Source organism: Hyphomonas sp. CY54-11-8 (assembly GCF_000682735.1).
GTDB lineage: Bacteria > Pseudomonadota > Alphaproteobacteria > Caulobacterales > Hyphomonadaceae > Hyphomonas.
Genome location: NZ_AWFD01000018.1, coordinates 1 through 21,491, shown reverse-complemented (window position 1 = coordinate 21,491; position 21,491 = coordinate 1). Strand labels below are relative to the sequence as shown.

At 62.1% G+C, this 21,491-nt stretch carries 28 protein-coding genes and 1 pseudogene; 27 read left to right on the top strand and 2 right to left on the bottom strand.

Going from position 1 to position 21,491, the window contains the following annotated elements; translation table 11 throughout:
• The 6 genes and pseudogenes from HY17_RS11105 to HY17_RS11085 all read left to right on the top strand — a co-directional run.
• On the top strand, positions 1 to 321 hold a 321-nt coding region (locus HY17_RS11105), incomplete at its 5' end, for a toprim domain-containing protein (RefSeq protein WP_197020271.1).
• Positions 322 to 640: 319 nt separating this feature from the next.
• Positions 641 to 1,579, top strand: a complete 939-nt coding sequence (locus tag HY17_RS11100) for a DUF2493 domain-containing protein (protein WP_034766579.1) — start codon at positions 641 to 643, stop codon at positions 1,577 to 1,579.
• Positions 1,580 to 1,699: 120 nt separating this feature from the next.
• Positions 1,700 to 2,125 carry a hypothetical protein gene (locus HY17_RS11095; RefSeq protein ID WP_034766578.1) on the top strand — a complete coding sequence of 142 codons (426 nt, stop codon included), beginning with the start codon at positions 1,700 to 1,702 and terminating at the stop codon, positions 2,123 to 2,125.
• A 187-nt stretch (positions 2,126 to 2,312) separates the two neighbouring features.
• Positions 2,313 to 3,038, top strand: coding sequence for a bifunctional 2-polyprenyl-6-hydroxyphenol methylase/3-demethylubiquinol 3-O-methyltransferase UbiG (locus tag HY17_RS11090; protein ID WP_034766576.1), 726 nt, complete (start codon positions 2,313 to 2,315; stop codon positions 3,036 to 3,038).
• A 304-nt stretch (positions 3,039 to 3,342) separates the two neighbouring features.
• Positions 3,343 to 3,690 (top strand): annotated as a pseudogene (locus HY17_RS20740) (formylglycine-generating enzyme family protein).
• Between the two features lie 332 nt (positions 3,691 to 4,022).
• Positions 4,023 to 4,355, top strand: coding sequence for a DUF736 domain-containing protein (locus HY17_RS11085; RefSeq protein ID WP_034766575.1), 333 nt, complete (start codon positions 4,023 to 4,025; stop codon positions 4,353 to 4,355).
• A 43-nt stretch (positions 4,356 to 4,398) separates the two neighbouring features.
• Here HY17_RS11085 and HY17_RS11080 read toward each other — a convergent pair whose 3' ends face one another.
• The gene (locus tag HY17_RS11080; protein ID WP_034766574.1) at positions 4,399 to 4,626 is read right to left on the bottom strand and encodes a helix-turn-helix domain-containing protein; all 228 of its coding nucleotides are present in this window, start codon (positions 4,624 to 4,626) and stop codon (positions 4,399 to 4,401) included.
• A gap of 173 nt (positions 4,627 to 4,799) precedes the next feature.
• Between HY17_RS11080 and HY17_RS11075 the strand changes: the two genes are divergently transcribed.
• From HY17_RS11075 to HY17_RS11015, 14 genes are all read left to right on the top strand, one after another.
• A complete protein-coding gene (locus HY17_RS11075; RefSeq protein ID WP_051600003.1) occupies positions 4,800 to 5,075 on the top strand; it encodes a DNA -binding domain-containing protein in 276 nt (91 codons plus the stop codon).
• A 49-nt stretch (positions 5,076 to 5,124) separates the two neighbouring features.
• On the top strand, positions 5,125 to 5,505 hold the full coding sequence (locus tag HY17_RS20735; protein ID WP_369802197.1) for a transcriptional regulator domain-containing protein: 381 nt from the start codon (positions 5,125 to 5,127) through the stop codon (positions 5,503 to 5,505).
• The gene (locus tag HY17_RS11070) at positions 5,435 to 5,920 is read left to right on the top strand and encodes a DUF2285 domain-containing protein (protein WP_051600001.1); all 486 of its coding nucleotides are present in this window, start codon (positions 5,435 to 5,437) and stop codon (positions 5,918 to 5,920) included. The genes HY17_RS20735 and HY17_RS11070 overlap by 71 nt, the downstream gene beginning before the upstream one ends.
• Complete coding sequence (locus tag HY17_RS11065) at positions 5,883 to 6,842, top strand: abortive infection family protein (RefSeq protein ID WP_155843614.1); 960 nt, start codon at positions 5,883 to 5,885, stop codon at positions 6,840 to 6,842. Before HY17_RS11070 ends, HY17_RS11065 begins: the two co-directional genes overlap by 38 nt.
• A gap of 156 nt (positions 6,843 to 6,998) precedes the next feature.
• Entirely contained in the window at positions 6,999 to 7,283 is a 285-nt protein-coding gene (locus HY17_RS11060; RefSeq protein WP_034766571.1) for an AlpA family transcriptional regulator, read from the top strand.
• Positions 7,280 to 7,786 carry a DUF2840 domain-containing protein gene (locus HY17_RS11055; protein ID WP_034766570.1) on the top strand — a complete coding sequence of 169 codons (507 nt, stop codon included), beginning with the start codon at positions 7,280 to 7,282 and terminating at the stop codon, positions 7,784 to 7,786. Before HY17_RS11060 ends, HY17_RS11055 begins: the two co-directional genes overlap by 4 nt.
• Positions 7,783 to 8,361 (top strand): S26 family signal peptidase, encoded by a 579-nt coding sequence (locus HY17_RS11050; RefSeq protein ID WP_034766569.1) that lies wholly within the window; start codon positions 7,783 to 7,785, stop codon positions 8,359 to 8,361. Before HY17_RS11055 ends, HY17_RS11050 begins: the two co-directional genes overlap by 4 nt.
• 13 nt (positions 8,362 to 8,374) lie before the next feature.
• Complete coding sequence (locus HY17_RS11045; RefSeq protein ID WP_034766568.1) at positions 8,375 to 8,722, top strand: DUF736 domain-containing protein; 348 nt, start codon at positions 8,375 to 8,377, stop codon at positions 8,720 to 8,722.
• A complete protein-coding gene (locus tag HY17_RS11040) occupies positions 8,709 to 9,428 on the top strand; it encodes a lytic transglycosylase domain-containing protein (protein WP_051599999.1) in 720 nt (239 codons plus the stop codon). The genes HY17_RS11045 and HY17_RS11040 overlap by 14 nt, the downstream gene beginning before the upstream one ends.
• A 247-nt stretch (positions 9,429 to 9,675) precedes the next feature.
• Positions 9,676 to 11,433 carry a DUF3363 domain-containing protein gene (locus tag HY17_RS11035; protein WP_034766566.1) on the top strand — a complete coding sequence of 586 codons (1,758 nt, stop codon included), beginning with the start codon at positions 9,676 to 9,678 and terminating at the stop codon, positions 11,431 to 11,433.
• A 123-nt stretch (positions 11,434 to 11,556) separates the two neighbouring features.
• The gene (locus HY17_RS11030; protein WP_155843612.1) at positions 11,557 to 13,419 is read left to right on the top strand and encodes a conjugal transfer protein TraG; all 1,863 of its coding nucleotides are present in this window, start codon (positions 11,557 to 11,559) and stop codon (positions 13,417 to 13,419) included.
• Between the two features lie 8 nt (positions 13,420 to 13,427).
• On the top strand, positions 13,428 to 13,850 hold the full coding sequence (locus tag HY17_RS11025; protein ID WP_034766565.1) for a CopG family transcriptional regulator: 423 nt from the start codon (positions 13,428 to 13,430) through the stop codon (positions 13,848 to 13,850).
• Between the two features lie 119 nt (positions 13,851 to 13,969).
• Positions 13,970 to 14,359 carry a VOC family protein gene (locus tag HY17_RS11020; RefSeq protein ID WP_034766564.1) on the top strand — a complete coding sequence of 130 codons (390 nt, stop codon included), beginning with the start codon at positions 13,970 to 13,972 and terminating at the stop codon, positions 14,357 to 14,359.
• A 4-nt stretch (positions 14,360 to 14,363) separates the two neighbouring features.
• Positions 14,364 to 14,717, top strand: coding sequence for a DUF1801 domain-containing protein (locus HY17_RS11015; RefSeq protein WP_051599997.1), 354 nt, complete (start codon positions 14,364 to 14,366; stop codon positions 14,715 to 14,717).
• Here HY17_RS11015 and HY17_RS19980 read toward each other — a convergent pair.
• A complete protein-coding gene (locus HY17_RS19980; RefSeq protein ID WP_081813106.1) occupies positions 14,660 to 15,349 on the bottom strand; it encodes a helix-turn-helix domain-containing protein in 690 nt (229 codons plus the stop codon). The two genes, HY17_RS11015 and HY17_RS19980, sit on opposite strands and share 58 nt — an antisense overlap.
• Positions 15,350 to 15,551: 202 nt before the next feature.
• Here HY17_RS19980 and trbB point away from each other — a divergent pair, with 202 nt between their 5' ends.
• From trbB to trbL, 7 genes are all read left to right on the top strand, one after another.
• The gene (gene trbB / locus HY17_RS11010; protein WP_034766562.1) at positions 15,552 to 16,535 is read left to right on the top strand and encodes a P-type conjugative transfer ATPase TrbB; all 984 of its coding nucleotides are present in this window, start codon (positions 15,552 to 15,554) and stop codon (positions 16,533 to 16,535) included.
• A complete protein-coding gene (locus HY17_RS11005) occupies positions 16,532 to 16,861 on the top strand; it encodes a TrbC/VirB2 family protein (RefSeq protein WP_051599995.1) in 330 nt (109 codons plus the stop codon). Before trbB ends, HY17_RS11005 begins: the two co-directional genes overlap by 4 nt.
• Positions 16,861 to 17,130 (top strand): VirB3 family type IV secretion system protein, encoded by a 270-nt coding sequence (locus HY17_RS11000; RefSeq protein ID WP_034766560.1) that lies wholly within the window; start codon positions 16,861 to 16,863, stop codon positions 17,128 to 17,130. Before HY17_RS11005 ends, HY17_RS11000 begins: the two co-directional genes overlap by 1 nt.
• A 3-nt stretch (positions 17,131 to 17,133) precedes the next feature.
• Positions 17,134 to 19,593, top strand: coding sequence for a conjugal transfer protein TrbE (gene trbE / locus HY17_RS10995; protein WP_034766559.1), 2,460 nt, complete (start codon positions 17,134 to 17,136; stop codon positions 19,591 to 19,593).
• Positions 19,586 to 20,326, top strand: a complete 741-nt coding sequence (trbJ, locus tag HY17_RS10990) for a P-type conjugative transfer protein TrbJ (protein ID WP_034766558.1) — start codon at positions 19,586 to 19,588, stop codon at positions 20,324 to 20,326. Before trbE ends, trbJ begins: the two co-directional genes overlap by 8 nt.
• 5 nt (positions 20,327 to 20,331) lie before the next feature.
• Complete coding sequence (gene trbK-alt, locus HY17_RS10985; protein WP_034766557.1) at positions 20,332 to 20,604, top strand: putative entry exclusion protein TrbK-alt; 273 nt, start codon at positions 20,332 to 20,334, stop codon at positions 20,602 to 20,604.
• A 3-nt stretch (positions 20,605 to 20,607) separates the two neighbouring features.
• Positions 20,608 to 21,491: P-type conjugative transfer protein TrbL (gene trbL, locus HY17_RS10980; protein WP_034766556.1), on the top strand; the 884-nt coding region annotated here is incomplete at its 3' end.

The following is a 21,491-nucleotide window of genomic DNA, read 5'->3' as shown; positions in this document are numbered from 1 at the left end:
AGCACGCTCTCCGTGCGCATGGCATTGCCCAACATGCCCGTCATATCCGCGTTGTCGGCCAATCATCTCGCCGCGCTGATCCTGCCGACCGGGCTTCAGCGTCTCTACATCGCCGCCGACGCCGACGAAGCAGGCGACATGGCCACCGCCAATCTGATCGAACGCGCAGGAGCCGTCGGTATCGAAACGATCCGGCTTATTTCTCTTGGCGGCGACTTCAACGAAGACCTCCGCAAGCTCGGACGGGACGACCTAAGGACGCATCTGGGGCAGCAACTGGCCACGGCCGATTTCTCACGGCTGCTTTCCGACGAACACTGAGCGGCAGAGCAGGCCCGTCACTAGTCTGGTCGCTATCGTCAGATCACCTCCTAATTCGAGAGCCTCGCCTTCGGCCTTCCGAGAGGAGCGAGACGGAGCGGAGACTGGCCGGGCCGGCAACGGCTACGGCGACACTCTTTTCCGCCGCCGGGCGTAAAGGCCGGCTTTGCATCGCGAAACAAAAGAGCGCCGCCTCCGCCGTCCTCCGCCTCTGGCTTCGGCCGCCGTGACCGGCGGTGCAGTCCCGGCCAGCCCCCGCTTTCCCGTCGCTCGGGAAGGCCGCGAGAGGCGCGGCCCTTGCCGAACAGGAGACGATCCCATGACCGCCGAGACCACCGAACCAATGGCCAGCTCCGCAACCGCGGCCGTACTCGAAGAATTGCAGCTCTATGGCTATCGGCCTTTCGCCGACGAACCCGACCCGAGACCCTTGCCCGAAGCCGACGCCCTCCAGTGTGCGATAGCCGAAATCTTCGACGCACTCGCCGCCACGCTGCAAGACACACGTCTCGAACCGGATCTCGAAGACCTGCTCTGGTCAGTCACGAACCTGTTTCATCGCACAGCGGCCCGTGTCGACCGCGACCTCGACGACAATGAGCAGGCCCAGAAACGATCACAGCGTGAGCAGGACGGGTCGGAAATTCGCTCGGTCGAACTCGAAGCACTGACGGCGCAAGGAACCACGCTGATCGAGCGGCGCAACGCTTACGAGCTCATGCGCGATATCGCCGCCGACCACTTCGAGACCCATATCGGTCAGACCTGGCGACCGCACTCTGGATCACGGATCAGTCACCGCACGCTGACTGCAGCCATGATCGACAGCCGCGACTTTCTGTCGGCGAAGCGACGCGCGGAGATCGAACCGCTTCTGCCCACCGGTCCACGGGTCGCCTTCTCCGGAGGGCTCGACGTCACCGACCATCGGGCCATCTGGGCGGCACTGGACCGCGTGATGACCAAACACGCCGACATGGTGCTCCTACATGGCGGATCGCCCAAAGGCGCGGAGAAGATAGCCGCCTGCTGGGCGGATAACCGCAAATGCCAGCAGATCGTCTTCAAGCCGGACTGGAAGCGCCACGGCAAGGCGGCGCCGTTCAAGCGCAACGACGCGCTTCTTGAGGCGATGCCCATCGGCCTCATCCTCTTTCCGGGCTCCGGGATCACGGACAACCTGGCCGACAAGGCTCGTAAGCTAGGTGTTCCGCTATTTGATTTCAGACCGAAGAAAAATACGGCGCAGGCAGTATGATGCACAGGATGCATCACCTGATGCGCGCGCCGGAAGGTTCCGGCGCGCGCTGCTTTGCGCTATACTTCGAAAGGTGCCGTGGCGGTTGGTGGAGGCGCTCCAACTCTGTGGAGACCGCCCATGTTTCTGTCCGTATTGCTGAGCGTTGTTGGCCTCGGCTTTCTCTGTTGGCTGTTGTTCAGCCTGGCCGTCTATGCGCTTCCGTTCTTCGTCGCCGTCACGGTCAGCTACTATGCGTTTGAAAACGGCGCGGGGCCGATCGTCGCCATCGCCGTCGCCCTGTTCGCCGGCGCCGTCGCTCTTATCCTCGGGCAAGTCGCGTTCGCCACGATCCGGTCACCGACCATCCGCCTGGCGATCGGCGCGCTCTATGCCTTGCCGGCGGTGCTGGCCGGCTTTCACGCGGTCAAAGGGCTCTCTGAGACCGGCGGCGCAGGCGAGACGTGGGCCCTCGTCCTCGCGAGCATCGGTGCGATCATCGTTGGTGCGACGGCATGGGTTCGCATCACATCCCTTGCAGGACCGGAGATACGTCAAGTTGCCTGAAGCCGTCGTACAAAGGGTGTGCTACTGCTTCGCGCGGTCGGGTCGAGCTAACGGCGGAAGCGGATGATCTTGAGCAATTAATGCGGATCGCGGCGCTGCGCCTAGGCGACGGCTGCGCGTCCCGGTTCCGCCGCCGAACAATGTAAGTTAGCAACACAAAACTTCACGAAAAAATGGAAATTTCAACATGAGCTCTCAAAAGGAACACTATGACAAGCTGCTCGCGCAACACTACACTTGGATGTTCGGTGTACCGTTTGAACAAAAGGTTGCGGAACAGAAAGAATTACTGCGTGAAATCGGTCTCTCCGTTCCTGGGGTGGCCGTCGATCTCGGCTGTGGCTCGGGGTTTCAATCTGTAGCGCTCGCAGAATTGGGCGCTTCACACGTCTATGCGATCGACACCAGCGCTTCACTTTTGGCGGAGCTTGCGATCCACGCGCAAGAGTTGCCGATCTCAAATCATGAAGCTGATTTGATGCAGTTTCCTGATCTACTAAGCGATCCGGCCAATACAATCATATGCATGGGCGATACGCTGACGCATCTTGAAGGCGCCAGTGATGTAACTGCTCTCTTTTGCAAGATTTCAGACACGCTCGCAGAAGGCGGGCAGATCGTACTGTCTTGGCGAAATCTCTCCACAATACCTCTAGGCCCTGATCGCTTTATTCCACTCAGAAGCAATGGTGAACGGATCATGGTCTGCTTTCTGGAGGATCGCGGTCAAACGGTCATGGTCCATGACCTCATCCACACCCGTACAGCTGACGGTTGGCAGTTTCAATGCAGCGCCTATCCGAAACTGAAACTGTCGCCAGAATGGATATGCGATCAGCTAGAGGCAGCAGGGCTTTCAATCACCCATAAGAAAACTTTCCGAGGCATGACAATCCTCTCGGCCACTCGGTAATTTTATGAATGTGAATTCGAGCCTGAACTATGACTTACAGCGTTCAACAGACGCGCCCAAATATTCCCGTTCGGACATGACGACTTACGCCACAGCGTTGATCCCAGGTGCATCATCTGAAATTACTCATATAGCCAATCTCCAGTTCCCTCAGACACCTTATCTCGGTGTCCACGAAACCGGCAGCAGGCCAGTGATCCGCGCCAACGCTGATTTGTGCAACAGCGCCGGGCTGCCGGAGTCTTATAACATATCCGAGGACGGCTAGCATCTGTGCGAACACCGTGGCGGGTGCGGCTATAGATTGCCCTCTGAGGCAGAGTGGGAATATGCGTGTCGCGCAACGACTTCGGAACCGCGATACGGCAAACTGGACGACATGGCATGGTACAAAAGCAACTCCGAAGGACACCCGCACCACGCACCACGTCGCGATGAAGCAACCCAATGGCTGGGGTTGTAAGATATGTTCGGCAACGTTTGGGAATGCTGCTCAGATCTTTATGATCCGGATACCTACGGACCCTATCGCATATTCCGAGGTGGAGGATGGGCGGATCACGAGCGAGGCTGTCTTGCGACAAATAGACGGCGAAACCACCCCACGTTTGCGATCGACGACCTCGGATTGCGCCTTGCGCAATCGCTGTAGCAACCAAGCCTCACATCGCGTTGCCGACAATGCCCGGTCATCGCTGGCCACTGACAACCTTCTCCTGAGCCTCATCACCCACGCCCGACGCGGCCTCTCATGGACTGATCTGGCCGGGATCGACTGACGCCTCGACCGCCCTGGCCGCAACGGCGGAGACGGACTTTCTTCCCCTGGGCTACGCCCATTCCTCGCGGACCAAGAAACTACGTCTCCGCCGTCCTTCGCATGCGCTGCGGGTCCTTCGGACTGCGTCGGCGGTCGTCCCGGCCTCGTCGATCGCCATCGAGGCCGCGACAGGCGCGGGCTCGAAAGCCAAAAGGAGAACTGACATGGCCACCATCGGAACCTTCAAGAAGTCCGCCAACGAGTACGTCGGCGAGATCGTTACCCTCAGCGTTCAGGCGAAAAATGTAAGGATCATCCCGGAAGAGGACCGCGCGAACGACAATGCGCCCAGCCACCGCGTATTCGTCGGCCGCGCCGAGATCGGCGCCGCGTGGTCCAAGCGCTCGAACGAGGGCCGCGACTATCTGAGCCTCAAGCTCGACGATCCCAGCTTCACCGCTCCGATCTACGCCAACCTCTTTGACGATACCGTCATCGAAGGCGAAGACAGCTACAGCCTCATCTGGTCTCGGTCGCGTCGCCAGAGAGGCGATTGACGCCCCCGGTAACCCCTCCCGGATTAGCCGGGAGGGGCAGCCATCATGCCTTTCGGCTCTTCCCCTGATCGTCCAGAAGCGCCGCCGGTCTGACGTCGAGCGCCTCGGCCACATGCCAGAGCGTGATGATGGTGACGTTCTGCTGGCCCCGCTCCATCGCGCTTATATGCGCGCGGTCTACGCCCATCTTGTCCGCCAAAGCAGCTTGGCTGAGGCCGACTTTCTCCCGAAAAAACTGCAGGTTCGCGCCAAATACTTCCCGAATATCCATCCGCCAGTAAAATGCGGATCGCGTATTTTAATGCGACGTACTATAATACGCGGAGCCAAGCCGTGACTCACCCGCGCGTGGCGGCCAGATTCGCAATTCTCAATAAGCCCGCGCTTGCCCCATTATGGTTTCCGGTTCATTAATAATTCGCCTCAAGCCCGTAAGGACCCCGCATGGCATCCACGCAGCTCATGATCGCAGACACACCGCCGGACGATGCGGCTGTGACGCTCTATGACCGCGATCATCTCAAGCTTTACATGCGGCTTCTAGATGCCAATGACGCCGGAGCGTCGCTTGAGGAGGTGTCGTCGCTTTTGCTCGGCATCGACGCCAAAATGGAGCCGGAACGCGCCCGCCAGGTTCATGATAGCCATCTGTCCCGCGCGCGTTGGATGACCGAACAGGGTTATCGCGATCTCCTGAAGAGCGGATTTCCAGCAAGCTAGAAGGCGCATTGATGCGTCGTATGCATCACGCGATGTCTACGGCCACACTATGCAACCTCCGATTTACAGCGGAACATCCAATCAACTAACGCCGATCCTTGGCGCGGCGAGTGGTTGGGAGGACTTCGCCATGCCGGCCGATTGGCGCAACGATGATGAATACCGTCACTTCGACGATCTCGGTCTCTCTGGGCTCGCATGGGAATGCCTGCGGCGAAACACTCACTATCGCAGAGACCATGACCTAAAGCGGGAGGGCGGCGGCGTTCCGGCCGATTGGGGGTTACGATTTCCTGGCGGACCCACAACTCAACGCTCTCGACGCGACAGTCTTTTGGCTCCCGGACGTAGCGCCTGCCGTGGTTCATCTTTTCGCCGCACTGCCGGACGTCGGCCTCAACGACGCCGTTCGTCCCGACAGGATTGCTGACCGTAAAATCGAAGCCGATGGGCTATCATGGATTCGGCTGGCGGACGGCGCCAATCTGGTCGGCAATCAGGTCGACGATCGGCCCATCGGCCTTCTGCTTCCCCTCGATGGCGATTGGCCTGTTCGGCTCGCCGCCGCTGATCGGCTGTATCACCAACTCATCGATGGCGACGCCGATCCTCCACTCACGCCGCAACGACGCGAGCGCGTGAAACGTGCTCTGCGAACAATCGACGGACGGCGGAACGGCGCCAGCTACCGCGCTGTTGCGACGGTCTTCTTCGGCGGCGACCGAGTCGCCGCAGAACCATGGAAGACCAGTTCGCTTAAAGCGCAGGTTGCGCGCCTAGCCGCCTTCGGTCGAATGATGATCGATCATGGATATCGGCAGCTTCTTCAGGGTAAGAACAGTTGAAATCGCCGCTTCACTTCATCGGCTGTGCGATTTGAAGAGTTTCCGTTATGTTCGCCGAATGACACAGCCATCGCAGATACTAACCTCCAACCTTCCCAAGATTATGGGACGCACGCGTCGATTGCCTTCGCAGCAAAGAGCCGTGTTCGACCAGATCTTTCACAGTGGCGGCGGTTATGTCCTCGACTTCTCCGATCGAACCATGGCCGAGTGGTTTGAGGAGAATTTCGATATCCAGATTTTCCAACAGCGCTTCCAGGTCGAAGGCGCCAGCAAAGGCAAGACACTCCGAGGCTTCGTCGAGGTCGCCGAACCGCGCCTCGTCGCCCAAGTTCTCCGCGTCTTGTGGGTGTACCGCTGCGGTCTTGACGGATATGTAGAGTCCGACCCTACCAAGGAAGAACGCCTGAAAGCATGGCTTGAACAGTTCACCAACGAGTTGGAAAACGCGTCTGCGCTGAACCTCGACGACGCGTTCAAAGACTTCTCGCACGACACCACGCTTCCCAAACTGCGTGCGTCCATCGCCGCCGATCTCGTCGCAGAGAAACCGGATGTCGCGTTGGACCGTGTTCATACCTATTGCGTCAAACGCTTCCGCGATCTGCTCGCATCACGCAATCAGGCCGTCGATGCAAAGACTCCGCTCGACGCCATATTCGGCGCATACGGCAAGGCGTTGCGTGATGAAGGCGCCGTCAGTGAGTTCGCGCTGCCAACGCTGCGCGTCCAGCACAAACTGTTCGACGGCCTAAATCAGGCGCGCAACAAGCGCTCTTTCGCCCATGACAATGAGCTCCTCGACGTCTCGGAAGCGCAATTCATAATCGACAGCGTCCTCGCATCGCTTGCGTTTATCGAACGCATCGAAGCTTCCCGGCGGGCGCCGGCCGCGGACCTGGACGACGAAATCCCGTTCTGATCGAGCCTGACGAAACGCCGATTCCGCCGATCATTTGGGGGTAACGTTTTCGCCGCCCGCTGATCGTCATCCCTCCCGGCGCGCATCTTACGCTTTTCTCGTCTCCGACAGTCCCGCGCTTCCCGCAGCGGGATGGCCTGACCGGAGACGCGACCCATGCCCGATCCCAATGCCGGACTTCCCCCACGCTATTTAAGAACGCCTGAAGCGGCCCGTTTTCTCGGCCTTTCGGGGCGGACGCTCGAAAAACATCGCACCTACGGCACGGGACCACGCTACTCGAAGATCGGCGGGCGTGTCGTCTATGCGATCGAAGATCTGCAGGCCTGGGTCAGCCGGGGAGAGAAGAACTCGACCTCGGACGACACGGGCGACGAGGTGTTGCCCGCCAAGCGGCATGCAGCGATCTCGCCCGCCTATGCCCGGAAAGCCCGCTCATGAGCGGCGGTGCCACCGTCGATCTCGTCTGGATCGAGAAGCAGATCGAGCACTGGATTCGCTTTGGCCGGATCGTGCGGACAATGATCCATAGCCGCAGTCGCAGCACCGTCTCTTTCGATCCCGGCGCCGTCTTCGCCTTCGTCCGCTGGCAGGCAAATGATTTCGGAACGGCGGAAAGCCGGATCGACATCCTGCGCGTGCCGCGAACTGGTGAACCCTATGCGACCGTGCCGCATGTGACGCCCGGCGGCGATAGTCTGCTGCGTCTGTCCGGCTGGCCCAAGGTCGAACGGGTCCTTCAGTTCGCCGACGCGATCGAAGCGCTCGGCATCGACCCGGCTGACGCCGCGCCGGACTATTGGCGCCATGTTCACAACAGGCTGTCTGCAGGCTTGGAACCGCGCGGCTACACACCCGCTCAGCATCGCGCCTGGCTTCTGCGCCAAGCCTGTCCGCCCGATCCACTGTCATTGCATGCCGCGTCGGCGGGGAGCGCGTCATGACCCGGTTCGGCTACGTCATGACGACCTATTTCTCGGTGCTCGCGATCGGCGGACTGGCCTTCGTTCATGTCAGCCCCAAGCTGATCTGGAACGCGTCCGCGAGTGCGCCAATCGGACTCTACGCCGTCGCATCGGACAACGATCTTGTCGTCGGCGATCTGGTCGTTGTCGATCCTCCGAAATCGCTTGCGATCTATCTCGACGAGCGCGGCTATCTGCCTGAAGGCGTGCCGCTCCTCAAGCACATCGCTGCGCTTCCCGGACAGCGGGTCTGCCGCGATGGCGCCGCTGTCACTGTCGACGACATCACCCTGGCGCAGGCTAGGCCGAGCGACCGCTTCGGACGCGACCTGCCCGTTTGGCAGGGCTGCCACATCGTCGCCAGCACAGAGCTCTTCCTCCTGAATCCCAGCCATCCCGACAGTCTTGACGGTCGCTATTTCGGCGCACTCCCGGCCGACGCCGTGATCGGACGCGCCGTTCCGATCCTCACCGATGAAGATGGCGACGGCCACTATGTCTGGCGCGCCGATGACGACGCTGACGCTCCCGAAAATTCTTCCGACCGCAAATGAAAGGAACTGCCCCATGGCTCAGATCGGTCAATTCACCCGCATGGAATCTGGCTTCACCGGACGCCTTCACACGCTCACTCTCTACCGAGAACTCACGCTCGTTCCTGCAACGCCGTCAGATAGCGAAAACGCGCCCGACTATCGCATCCATCACGGCGATGACGACGGGCCGGAGATTGGCGCCGGCTGGAAACGCAACAGCGAGAAAGCCGGCGCATACATCTCTTTGCAGATCGACGACCCGACCCTTGCATCTCCGATCCGCGCCAATCTCTTCAAGACTGACGCGGAAGACGAGCATTGGGCGCTCTATTGGAACCGTCCCGCAAAGCGTGCCGAGAAGCGCGATGAGCGCGGCTAGTTCGTCTCGGCGCTACGCGATTTTCGCGAAGTTCCTCCTCTGCGGTCTGCTCTCCGGCGTGGTTATCTCTCACGCCGTATCAGCAGAAGCCGCGTCGTCCAGGACGGAACAACGCGGCAATCCCTATACAGCTTATATCGACGAAGCTGCGCAGCGCTTCGGCGTCCCGGCGCATTGGATCCTCGCTATCATGCGCAGGGAAAGCGCCGGCGATGCGCGCGCCATCAGCGAAAGAGGCGCGATGGGGCTGATGCAGATCATGCCCGCGACCTGGGCCGAGCTCCGCGCGCGTTACGGACTCGGCTCCGATCCGTTCGAGCCGCGCGACAATATTCTCGCGGGCACCGCTTATCTGCGTGAACTGCATGACCGCTTCGGATCGCCGGGCTTCCTCGCCGCCTACAATGGGGGACCGACACGCTACACCAAGCACCTGGCAACGGGTCGCCCACTACCCCAAGAAACCCGCGATTATGTTGCGGCGCTAGCGCCGCTCATCGGGGCATCAGTTGCAACAGAACGGCGAGAACCGAGCGCAATTCTGACCGTGGATTGGCGCACGGCGCCACTCTTCGCCGCGCATACTGATCGGCAAACGGCTGCTGACGTAACGCACCCAAGCAGCGATGCCGGCGTTTATCCTCCGCACACGTCGGGCGCTTCTGACAGCCTTTTCCCGCCACATGGAACCGGGGATCAGCGATGATCTCGCTGATCGCACTCTCGCGCAGTCCGTCGTGCGATGGCGTGCTTCCGGGAGGAAGGACGGGGACGGAAGGCGCAACAACAACGGGAGGGCGAGATAAAAGGCGCGGCACGGATGCGCGCTATGTCGTTGTTGTTGTTGGGTATTTCGCCCGCCGCAGTCATGGGCGCAGTGCTGCCCCACGGCCCAACCCACTGTTTTCACGCGGTTTTCACCGTGCCACGCACTTTCTGGCGGGCGCTTTGTCATGAGCGACCGCGACAATGACATGCGCATCCGGCCCGGCCGCATCCGCAACAAAGGGACAAGCGCCCGGAAGGCGCAAAGCTTCGTCGGCCAGGTCATGGGCGCCGCCCGCAAGGCCGGACACACCGGATACAAGCTGAACGGTTCGAAGGGCCGCGGGCGCGGCTCACAATTCGGTCGCGGCCGTTTCGCCAGCGCAGCGCGCGGACTGTCACGCACCCAGCGGCGCGTTGTCATCAAGGCGCGCGTCGTCCGTCATCGAGGCGCACGTTTCCGTTCCGCCCCGCTCGCCAAACACATCGCCTATCTCAAGCGTGAGGGTGTGACCCGCGACGGGCGTGATGCGGGCACGTTCAACGCCGAAGCGGACAGCGTCGATGATCGCGCCTTCGCCGAACGCTGCGAAGAGGATCGGCATCACTTCCGCTTCATCGTCTCGCCCGAAGACGCCGACCGCCTCGAAGACCTGCGCGCCTACACACGCGACCTGATGAATGAGGCCGAGCGCGATCTCGGCACGAAGCTTGACTGGATCGGCGTCGATCACTGGAATACCGACAATCCCCATGTCCATGTGCTGGTGCGCGGCCGTGCCGACGATGGGAAAGACCTCGTCATCTCGCGTGACTATATCAGCCGGGGTCTCCGCGATTGCGCCGAGCAACTGGTCGAATTGGAGCTCGGCCCACGCACCGAGCGGGAGATCGCAGCCGGGCTTCAGACGGAAGTAACCGCCGAGCGCTGGACCGGTCTCGACCGCGCGCTGCAAGGGCTTGTCGATGATGGCGCCGGCGTTGCCGATCTGCGTCCGGGATCGCCGGAGCCGCGCGATCCGGAATTGCGCAAATTGCTGATCGGCCGCGCGCAGACGCTGGAACGGCTCGGCCTCGCCAACAGGCTCGCCCCCGCGGTGTGGTCGCTGAAGCCCGGCGCCCAACAGACGTTGCGCGAGCTTTCCATCCGGGGCGACATCATCAAGACCATGCACCGCGCCATGGCGGGCGGACCCGATCGCGCGCAAGCGGACTTCGCCATTGAAGACACGCCTCACGCCCCGGTGCTGGGAAGGCTCGTCGAACGTGGCCTCCATGACGAGCTGAGCGGCGAAGCCTATGCCGTGATCGACGCGGTGGACGGCCGCGTCCATCATCTGCGCTTCAACGATCTCGACGCCACGGGCGACACGCCCGAAGGCGGCATTGTCGAAACGCGTGTCTCGCGTTCGAACGATGGCGGTGGTCAGCGCATGGCCCTCGTCGGCCGCTCCGATCTCAACCTCGAAACCCAGATCGGCGCGAACGGCGCCACTTGGCTCGACCGAGTGCAACTGGCAAAGGAACGCGCGCCGCTCAGCATGGGCGGGTTCGGCGCCGAGGTCCGCGGGGCACTGGACCGGCGTCGCGATCATCTCGTCGCCGAGGGGCTGGCGACCAGGAACGGCCAGCGCATCACCTTCGCCCGCGATCTTCTGAAAACGCTGCGCGACCGAGAACTCGACACGGCGGCGGCGGCTATCGAGGCCGAGACCGGCTTGCCTCGCCGCAAGCCCGCCGAGGGTGATCGCATCTCCGGCACCTATCGCCGGCGGCTCGATCTCGCTTCGGGTCGCTTCGCCATGGTCGATGACGGCCTCGGCTTCGAACTCGTCCCGTGGAAGCCCCAGCTCGAACGCCACCTCAGCCAGCCCGTGACGGGCACGATGACGCCCGGCGGCGGGATCGACTGGAGCCTCGGCCGCAAGCGCGGGCTCAGCCTTTGAGCATTCTCCCGGAAGGAAAAGAAATGCCGATCAAGACACAGCAAACACAGGCCACCAGGATCCTCTGGGGCCAGATCATCATCGTCTCGCTCGTTGCGGTCGGCTTCGTCTGGCGGCGAGCCGATGACGGACGTCCTCGGCTGGCCTGTCTATCCGCCCTGGAGCTTCTTCGTCTGGTGGTATTTCTACGACGCCTATGCGCCGCGCGTGTTCGTCGAGGGCGCAATCATCGCAGGCAGTGGCGGGATCGCCGCGATTGCCGTTGCCATCTTCCTCTCCGTCCTGCGCGCTCGCGAGGCGCGGGACGTCACCACCTATGGCTCGGCACGATGGGCTGAGAGAAGAGACGTTGAATCATCAGGACTGCTTGCCGCGGACGGCGTCGTGCTCGGCCGCTTCGAGAACCGATATCTCCGGCACGACGGTCCGGAACATGTGCTGTGTTTCGCGCCGACCCGCTCCGGCAAGGGTGTCGGGCTTGTCGTGCCGAGCCTGCTGACCTGGCCGGGCTCGGCCATTGTCCATGACATCAAGGGCGAGAACTGGGATCTCACGGCCGGCTGGCGGTCACGCTTTTCCCGCACCCTCCTGTTCGATCCGACCGATGCGAAGAGCGCGGCCTACAATCCCCTTTTGGAAGTCCGACGCGGCGACAGCGAGGTGCGCGACGTTCAGAACATCGCCGATATTCTGGTCGACCCCGAAGGCCTGCTCGAACGCCGGAACCACTGGGAGAAGACCAGCCATTCTCTGCTCGTCGGCGCGATCCTCCATGTCCTCTATGCCGAGGCCGACAAGACGCTCGCCGGCGTCGCCGCCTTCCTCTCAGATCCCGGCCGGCCGATCGAGGCGACGCTCGCGGCGATGATGCGCACACCGCATCTGGGCGACCGACCGCACCCGGTCGTGGCGCAGGCGGCGCGAGAACTCCTCAACAAGTCGGAGAACGAACGCTCCGGCGTCCTGTCCACGGCGATGAGCTTTCTGGGCCTCTATCGCGATCCCGTCGTCGCCAAGGTCACCAGCCGCTGCGACTGGCGAATTAGAGATCTGGTCTCCGGCGCGCGGCCGACCACGCTCTATCTCGTCGTGCCGCCCTCCGACATCAGCCGCACCAAGCCGCTGGTCCGCCTCGTGCTGAACCAGATCGGACGCAGGCTGACAGAGGAGTTGAACGCCAATCGCAAGCGCCACCGCCTGTTGCTCATGCTCGACGAGTTTCCGGCGCTCGGGCGGCTCGATTTCTTCGAGAGCCAGCTCGCCTTCATGGCCGGGTATGGGCTCAAGGCATTCCTCATCGCCCAGTCTCTCAATCAGATCGAGAAGGCCTACGGTCAGAACAACGCCATTCTCGACAACTGCCATGTCCGGGTGAGCTTCGCGACGAATGACGAACGCACCGCCAAGCGCGTGTCCGACGCCCTCGGCACGGCGACCGAGATGCGGGCGATGAAGAACTATGCCGGGCACAGATTATCACCCTGGCTCGGCCATCTCATGGTCTCTCGGCAGGAGACCGCGCGGCCCTTGCTGACGCCCGGCGAGATCATGCAATTGCCGCCGGATGATGAGATTGTCCTCGTCTCAGGCGCACCGCCGATCCGGGGGAAGAAGGCGCGCTACTATATCGACCCGCAGTTCAAATTGCGCATCGTCGAACCGCCGCAACTGGTTGCCGATCACGCCGCGCCCCACAATCCGCAAAGGGATGATTGGAGCGGACAAGCTACCATCGCTGCGCCCAACCCCAGGAAGAAGGCCTTCCGCTACGGGAGTGAGGACAGTGACAGCGGCATCCGCCGCGAGCCGGAACTGCCCGAGCATGAAGACATCGCACCGGAACGAACAGCGCCGGCACGGGAAGAATTCGCAGGTCTCGACGATGAGCCGGATGATGATGCGCAGCGTGCCCGGCAGATGCAGGGGCGGTTCAAAAGCGTCGCGCGCCAAGCCTCGCTCGATCCCGATGACGGCATCGATCTTTGAGGCTCGCCATGAAGAAAGATCGGCTCAATGTCTATTTCGATCCGTCGTTGTCGCCGGAGCTCGACGCGCTGGCGGCACGGCGCAATGTGTCGAAATCCCAGATCGTGGAAGCGGCGCTGGCCTCCTATCTCTCACCGGACGCCGCCGATCAGCGCGAGGCTGCGATCACACGGCGACTTGACCGGCTGACCCGCGCTGTCGAGCGCCTTGAGCGGGATGTGACGATCGGCAACGAAGCGATAGCATTGTTCGTCCGGTTCTGGCTCACGACGACTCCGCCGCTGCCAGATACGATGCGCGACGCAGCGCAGGCGAAAGGCCGCGAGCGGTATGAAGGCTTTGTAGAAACGCTCGGTCGGCGGCTGGCCAAGGGGAACACACTGACCAAGGAGATCTCGGAGGAAGTCGCCAGTCTCCGATCAGAGCAATGAAGGCGCCGAGCTCCAAAATGCATGATGCTTCAAAGCCGATGGATGTCGGCTTTTTTCAAGACATCCATGTCGATGCGTCGTAGCGCTGTCTTACGCAAACTCTATGCGAGGTACCTTGAATGATCTTTCGCTATACAATCTTGTACGTAGATGACGTCTCCGCGTCATTGGACTTCTTCGAAAGGGCGTTCGGGCTTGAACGAGCGTTCCTTCATGAAAGCGGTGATTACGGTGAAATGACGACCGGGACCACCAAACTTGCCTTTTCCTCCAAGGAACTGATGCGCCAGTTGGACAAGAACCCGGCTTCGCCAAGACCGGATGCGCCGACATTCGAGATCGCCTTCGAGACAGATGATGTGGCGGGTGCTTTGCAGCGGGCTGTCGATGCCGGCGCCACGCTCATTCAGAACGCACGCGACGAACCCTGGGGACAGACGACCTCCTATGTGTCCGATCCGAATGGCTACCTGATTGAAATTTGCTCGGCCGTACAGCTGCCGAGTTGACGCCATGCAGGATGAGATCATCGAGCGGTTAAAAATCCTGGTCCTCTCGGTCGAGCCCAATGCGGGTTTTGTCGAGAAGTATGGTGGCGTCATCGTCGAAAGCATCGCTGGGCAACCCAAGTCGCAATTTTGCGGTGTCTTTGCCTATACAAGCCACGTATCCCTGGAGTTCACCCATGGCGCACAACTCGACGACCCGGATGAAATCCTAGAGGGTCGTGGGAAACGTCGGCGACACATCAAGCTCGTTGGCCTGTCGGACATCGTTGAAAAGCGATGCGAAGACTTCCTAAGTCAGGCTTACAGGCTTACAGGCTTCAAGACGGTTTCATCTGACCAATTGCTCAAGCCCGGTTGAGCCAGTTCGTTTAATGTGGCTGAGTCCTGGCGCAACTGCGCCGGTGTTCGTCCAAACCACCGCAAGAACTCCCGCGTCATGTGAGCCTGATCGCTAAAGCCATATTCGAACGCGATATCTGAAAGCGGAACGCGACATGGCAATGCCCGAACCGCCCGCCTGGCCCGCCCTAACTGACGCCAGAAGATCGGAGGCGGAAGGGAAAGGTCCTTAAAACGGCGTTGCAGGGTTCGTTCCGACACGCCTTGCTGCTTGGCCGAGCGCTCTACACCGCTACCCGGAAGACTGAGATCATAGATGATCTCCTCAACCTCCTGATCATGCCTCACACTGCATTCGATTTCTGGTCCCAGATTTGAATGCGCGCCATTTTCGATCTGAAGATCAGACAGGCGAATGGTGGTTCCTGGCCGCAATCGGTAACCAATCAAAGAGGTTCCCGCCTTTAGCTTCACCTGTCTTGGCGAGAAGTCCCAATTGGTGAGGCCAATCAAGACGCGGTTGGTCTCGCCGCAGGACGAGACAAGGATGTCGACACACCCATCCGGCAATACGAATGAGACCTCGTCAGCCTCGACGGTGTAGGTCCAGCGATGAACGCGCGGAGAAGTCTTGTTGGTTGGATGCCCCATAGACCCAACATGCACCAGAGGCGGTCACTGATCCAGCGGGCATGAACGGCACAATTATCCGAAAAGTAGCCCTCACTCATTCCAGCGCTCTACGCGACTCCCTGCCTTTGCGCGCCGCCCTTGTACTACGCCTACAAGACTGTTGCCGCTAACCCGATAGCGGTCTTCTTAATGAGCCCCGAAATCAAACACGGGGCCCTCGATGACCGTATGCACCTTAAAATCAGAAGCTCTCACTCGCGGCGCACGCATGCTCAGAACCGCTCTGGGGGCCGACGTAGCCGCATGGCTCGAAGACCCTGCGGTTATCGAGGTGATGCTCAATCCGGACGGGCGTCTGTGGGTCGACCGGCTGAGCGAAGGTCTCACCGAAACGGGCGTAGAGCTCTCCACAGCTGACGGTGAGCGCATTGTCCGTCTGGTTGCGCACCATGTCGGCGCCGAGGTCCATGCGGGATCTCCGCGCGTGTCGGCAGAGTTGCCGGGAACGGGGGAGCGGTTCGAGGGACTGTTGCCGCCTGTGGTCGCCGCGCCCGTCTTCGCGATCCGCAAGCCCGCCGTCGCCGTCTTCACGCTCGAAGACTATGTCCGCGCCGGGATCATGCCAGACGATGCGGCGGCGACCTTGCGTGACGCCATCACGTCGCGCGCCAATATCCTCGTCGTCGGCGGCACCTCGACCGGCAAGACCACCCTTACCAACGCGCTGCTAGCGGAAGTCGCCAAATTCTCCGACCGCGTCGTTCTGATCGAGGATACGCGCGAACTCCAATGCCTGACGCCCAACCTTGTCGCTCTGCGGACCAAGGATGGCGTTGCGTCGCTCTCCGATCTCGTTCGCTCCTCGCTCCGCCTTCGTCCTGACCGCATTCCCATCGGCGAGGTGCGCGGCGCCGAAGCGCTCGATCTCCTCAAAGCCTGGGGCACCGGCCATCCCGGCGGGATCGGCACCATCCATGCCGGATCGGCTCTCGGCGCACTGCGCCGGCTCGAACAGCTCATCCAGGAAGCCGTCGTCACCGTGCCTCGCGCGATGATCGCCGAGACCATCGACCTGATCGCCGTCCTCTCCGGACGTGGATCGGCTCGCCGGCTTTCCGAACTCGCCCGCGTCGAGGGGCTCGATGCGACCGGCGACTACCAGACCCAACCGCTTCTTCACCTCAGGACAGGAGACCATCCATGACCAAAACCACGATCCTTTATCCGCGCTGGCCATTCTACGCGACGGCCCTCGCGTTCAGCCTTCTGCTCGTCGCGCCCGCCCATGCGGCGGGCTCGGGCATGCCCTGGGAGGCGCCGCTTCAGTCAATCCTGGAATCCATCGAAGGGCCGGTCGCCAAGATCGTCGCGGTGATCATCATCATCGTCACAGGCCTGACCCTCGCTTTCGGCGACACCTCCGGCGGCTTCCGGCGCCTCGTGCAGATCGTCTTCGGCCTATCCATCGCCTTCGCGGCATCGAGCTTTTTCTTGTCCTTCTTCTCCTTCGGCGGCGGGGCGCTGATCTGATGCGGGACGAGGCCGACATTCCGGGCTTTTACGCGCCCGTCCACCGCGCCCTGGTCGAACCGATCCTGCTGGGCGGCGCGCCCCGCACAGTCGCCATCGCCAACGGCACGCTCGCAGCGGCCGTCGGACTCGGGCTCAGGCTTTGGGTGATCGGGATGGTACTCTGGCTTGTCGGCCATCTCCTCGCGGTCTGGGCCGCAAAACGCGACGCTCAGATCGTCGATGTCGCACGCCAGCATCTTCGCTTCCCAACTTGGTTCGGAGTCTGAGCGATGATGCGCCTTGCCGAATACCGCTCCAAATCCTCGCTCCTCGCCGACTTCCTGCCGTGGGCGGCGCTCGTCGCGCCCGGCGTCGTCCTCAACAAGGACGGCAGTCTGCAACGCACAGCACGGTTTCGGGGGCCTGACCTCGACTCCGCGACACCGTCGGAACTCGTCGCCGTGTCCGGCCGACTCAACAACGCACTCCGCCGACTCGGATCGGGCTGGGCGATATTCGTCGAGGCGCAACGCCTGCCGGCGCGCGACTATCCTCTCTCGCGTTTTCCCGATCCCGTGTCCGCGCTCGTCGATGCGGAGCGGCGGGCTCAGTTCGAGGAGGCGTCGAGTCATTTCGAAAGCAGCTATTTCCTGACCTTCGTCTGGATGCCCCCGGCGGACGACGCCAGCCGCGCCGGGCGGTGGCTTTATGAGGATGCCCCCAACAAAGGGCTCAATCCGCAGGAGCACGTCGCGAGCTTTGCGGCGCGGACGGATCGTCTGCTTGATCTCCTCGACGGCTTCATGCCGGAAGCGGCCTGGCTCTCCGACGAAGAAACGCTGACCTTTCTGCATTCGACCGTGTCGACGCGTCGTCAACGCGTGCGTGTGCCGGAAACGCCGATGCATCTCGACGCGCTCCTGGCCGATAGCGCGCTTGTCGGCGGACTGGCGCCGAGTTTGGGAGGGGCGCATCTGCGCAGCCTCTCCATCATCGGATTCCCCACAGCCACATGGCCGGGACTGCTGGATGAGCTCAACAGCCAACCCTTCGAATATCGTTGGGTCACGCGCGCCATCTGCCTCGACAAGACCGACGCCGCCAAGTTGCTGACGCGCATTCGCCGGCAGTGGTTCGCCAAGCGCAAATCCGTCGCCGCGATCCTGAAAGAGGTGATGACCAACGAGGCGTCGACGCTGCTCGATAGCGACGCGGCGAACAAGGCCGCCGACGCCGATGAAGCCTTGCAGGAGCTCGGCGCCGACATGGCGGGCGCTGCCTACATCACCGCGACACTGACCGTCTGGGATGAGGACGAAGCTGTCGCGGACGCAAAGCTAAAGGCGGCCGAAAAGGTCATCCAGGGACGTGACTTCACCTGCAAGCCCGAGACCTTGAACGCCATCGAGGCGTGGCTCGGCTCGCTGCCTGGCCATCTCTACGCCAATGTCCGTCAACCGCCGGTCTCCACGCTCAATCTCGCCCACATGATCCCGATCTCGGCGGTCTGGGCAGGACCGGCGCGCAACGATCATCTGGACGGTCCGCCGCTCTTTTACGCGGAGACGGAAGGCTCGACCCCGTTCCGCTTTTCGCCCCATGTCGGCGATGTCGGGCACACGTTGGTCGTCGGTCCGACCGGCTCGGGCAAATCCGTGTTGCTGGCGTTGATGGCGCTGCAATTTCCTCGCTACGGGCGTAGCCAAGTATTCGCCTTCGACTTCGGCGGCTCGATCCGCTGTGCGACCGTCGCCTGTGGTGGCGACTGGCAGGATCTCGCCGGCGCGCTCTCGGATGACGAAGCCGCCGTCCAGCTTCAGCCGCTCCGCAACATCGACGAGACGAGCGAACGCGCCTGGGCGCAGGACTGGTTGTCCGGCCTGATCGCGCGTGAAGGCGTCACCATCAATCCGGTCGCGCGGGATCATCTCTGGTCAACGCTGACGTCGCTCGCCTCGGCGCCCGTAGGAGAACGAACGCTCACAGGGCTTTCCGTCCTGTTGCAGTCGACCGAACTCAAACAGGCATTGGCGCCATTCTGTCTTGGCGGCCCCTTCGGGCGTTTGCTCGACGCCGAAACTGAAGAGCTCGGAACGGCCGATTTCCAGGCCTTCGAGACCGAAGGGCTGATCGGGTCGGCGGCAGCGCCCGCCGTGCTCGCCTATCTGTTCCACCGGATCGAGGATCGCCTCGACGGACGTCCGAGCCTCATCATCGTCGATGAAGGCTGGCTCGCGCTCGATGACGGCACTTTTGGCGGCCAACTCCGCGAATGGCTGAAGACATTGCGGAAGAAGAACGCGTCCGTCCTCTTCGCAACGCAATCGCTTGCTGACATCGACAATTCCGCGATTGCACCCGCCATCGTCGAGAGCTGCCCGACGCGGATTTTCCTGCCGAACGAGCGCGCCTTCGAGCCTCAGATCGCCGATATCTACCGCCGCTTCGGCCTCAATGAACGCCAGATCGAGATCGTCGCGCGGGCCATGCCGAAGCGTGACTATTACTGCCAGTCGCGGCGCGGCAATCGGCTTTTCTCGCTCGGTCTCGGCGAGGTCGCGCTCGCCTTCACGGCCGCATCGTCGAAGACCGATCACGCCGCCATTACCGACATTCTCGCCGAACACGGGCGAGACGGTTTCGCCGCAGCCTGGCTCGCCCGTCGCGGTCTCGATTGGGCCGTCGAACTGCTCGGCCAAGCACCTGATCCGATCCCATCCCCTCAAACCAAGGAGACTACTCATGCGTAAGAAATTCGCCGCTCTCATGCTGACCGGAGCCATCGCTTTGGCGCCCATGCAACCGGCCTATGCGCTGTTCGGCGTCGGCGACGTCGTCATCGATCCGACCAACCTTGCGCAGAACATTCTGACCGCCGCGCGCACCCTCGAAATGATCAACAATCAGATCACGCAGCTTCAGAACGAGGCGCAGATGTTGATCAACCAGGGACGCAACCTCGCAAACCTGCCGCACTCATCGCTGGCGCGTCTGCGATCGATCATGCAGCAGACAGAAGATCTGTTGGGCGAAGCGCAGCGCGTTGGATACGTCGTCTCCGAAATCGAACGCGTCTTCTCAGAACAATATGGAGACGCCGCAGCAACCGGCGATTTCGCCGCCATGAACGCCAATGCCGAAGCGCGCTGGCGGACCTCGGTTGCGGGCTATGAAGACGCATTGAAGGTCCAGGCAGGTGTCGTCGGCAACATTGAAGCGACGCGCACGGAACTGAGCACTCTCGTCTCGCAAAGCCAGGGTGCGGTCGGCGCCTTGCAGGCAGCGCAGGCCGGCAATCAACTGCTCGCCTTGCAAAGCCAGCAGATGACGGACCTTACCGCCGCCATCGCCGCGCAGAACCGCGCGGACGCGCTGGACGCGGCTCGGCGAGCCTCCGCTGAAGCGCAGGGGCGCGAGAACCTCAATCGCTTCCTCGACTACGGGTCCGGCTACACGCCAACCGCCGTCAGCATGTTCCGGTAAGTTCCGTGCGCAGCTCTTCCGACCAAATCATCAGGCTCGTCGCTATCGCCCTGGGCGGGCTCGCTGCGCTCTTCGCCGCGGTTGAACTGGCGAACACGGTCACTTCGGAAACGCCGGCGAGATCGTCGGCGAGCGACGATCCTTTGCAGGCGGAACTTTCTCGCTGCCGGACGGTGACGCCGGAAGAGCTGGAAACCGACACGACGTGTCGCGCCGCCTGGGCAGAGCAACGCCGCCGGTTTCTCGGGCTTCCTGGCGACGATCCCGAGAAGGAGTAGGATATGGGCGGCGTTGGCGTCATTGACCGCTTCCTGCAGGTCTTCACCTCCTACATCGACAGCGGCTTTGGCCTGCTCGGCGGCGACGTCGCCTTCCTGGCAACGACCCTGATCGTCATCGACGTGACGCTCGCCGCGCTCTTCTGGGCCTGGGGCGCCGACGACGACATTCTCGCCCGGCTCATCAAGAAAACGCTCTTCGTCGGCGTCTTCGCCTACATCATCGGCAACTGGAACGCGCTCGCCCGCATCGTTTTCGAAAGCTTCGCCGGTCTCGGCCTCATCGCTTCCGGCGGCAGTCTCAGCCCCGGCGAGCTGCTTCAGCCCGGCCGCATCGCGGAGATCGGCCTTGATGCGGGCCGTCCGATTCTCACATCGATTTCCGATCTGATGGGCTTTGTCTCTTTCTTCGAGAATTTCCTCCAGATCATCATCCTGCTGTTCGCCTGGCTGGTCGTTCTCCTGTCCTTCTTCATCCTTGCGATTCAGCTCTTCGTCACGCTGATCGAGTTCAAGCTCGCCACGCTGGCCGGCTTCATCCTCGTGCCCTTCGGCCTCTTCAACAAAACCGCCTTCATGGCCGAGCGGGTGCTCGGGCTGGTGATCTCGTCCGGCGTCAAGGTGCTGGTGCTCGCCGTGATCGTCGGCATCGGCTCGACCATCTTTGGCGAGTTCACCGCTGGGTTCACGGGCGAGCCGACCATAGAAGACGCCATGGCCATCGTTCTGGCCGCGCTTTCAATGCTGGCGCTCGGCATCTTCGGTCCGGGCATCGCCAACGGCATCGTCTCGGGCGGACCGCAACTCGGCGCAGGCGCTGCGGTTGGCGCAGGCCTCGCCGCCGGCGGGCTCGCTGTCGGCGGGGTCGCCGGCGCCCGGATGGCCGT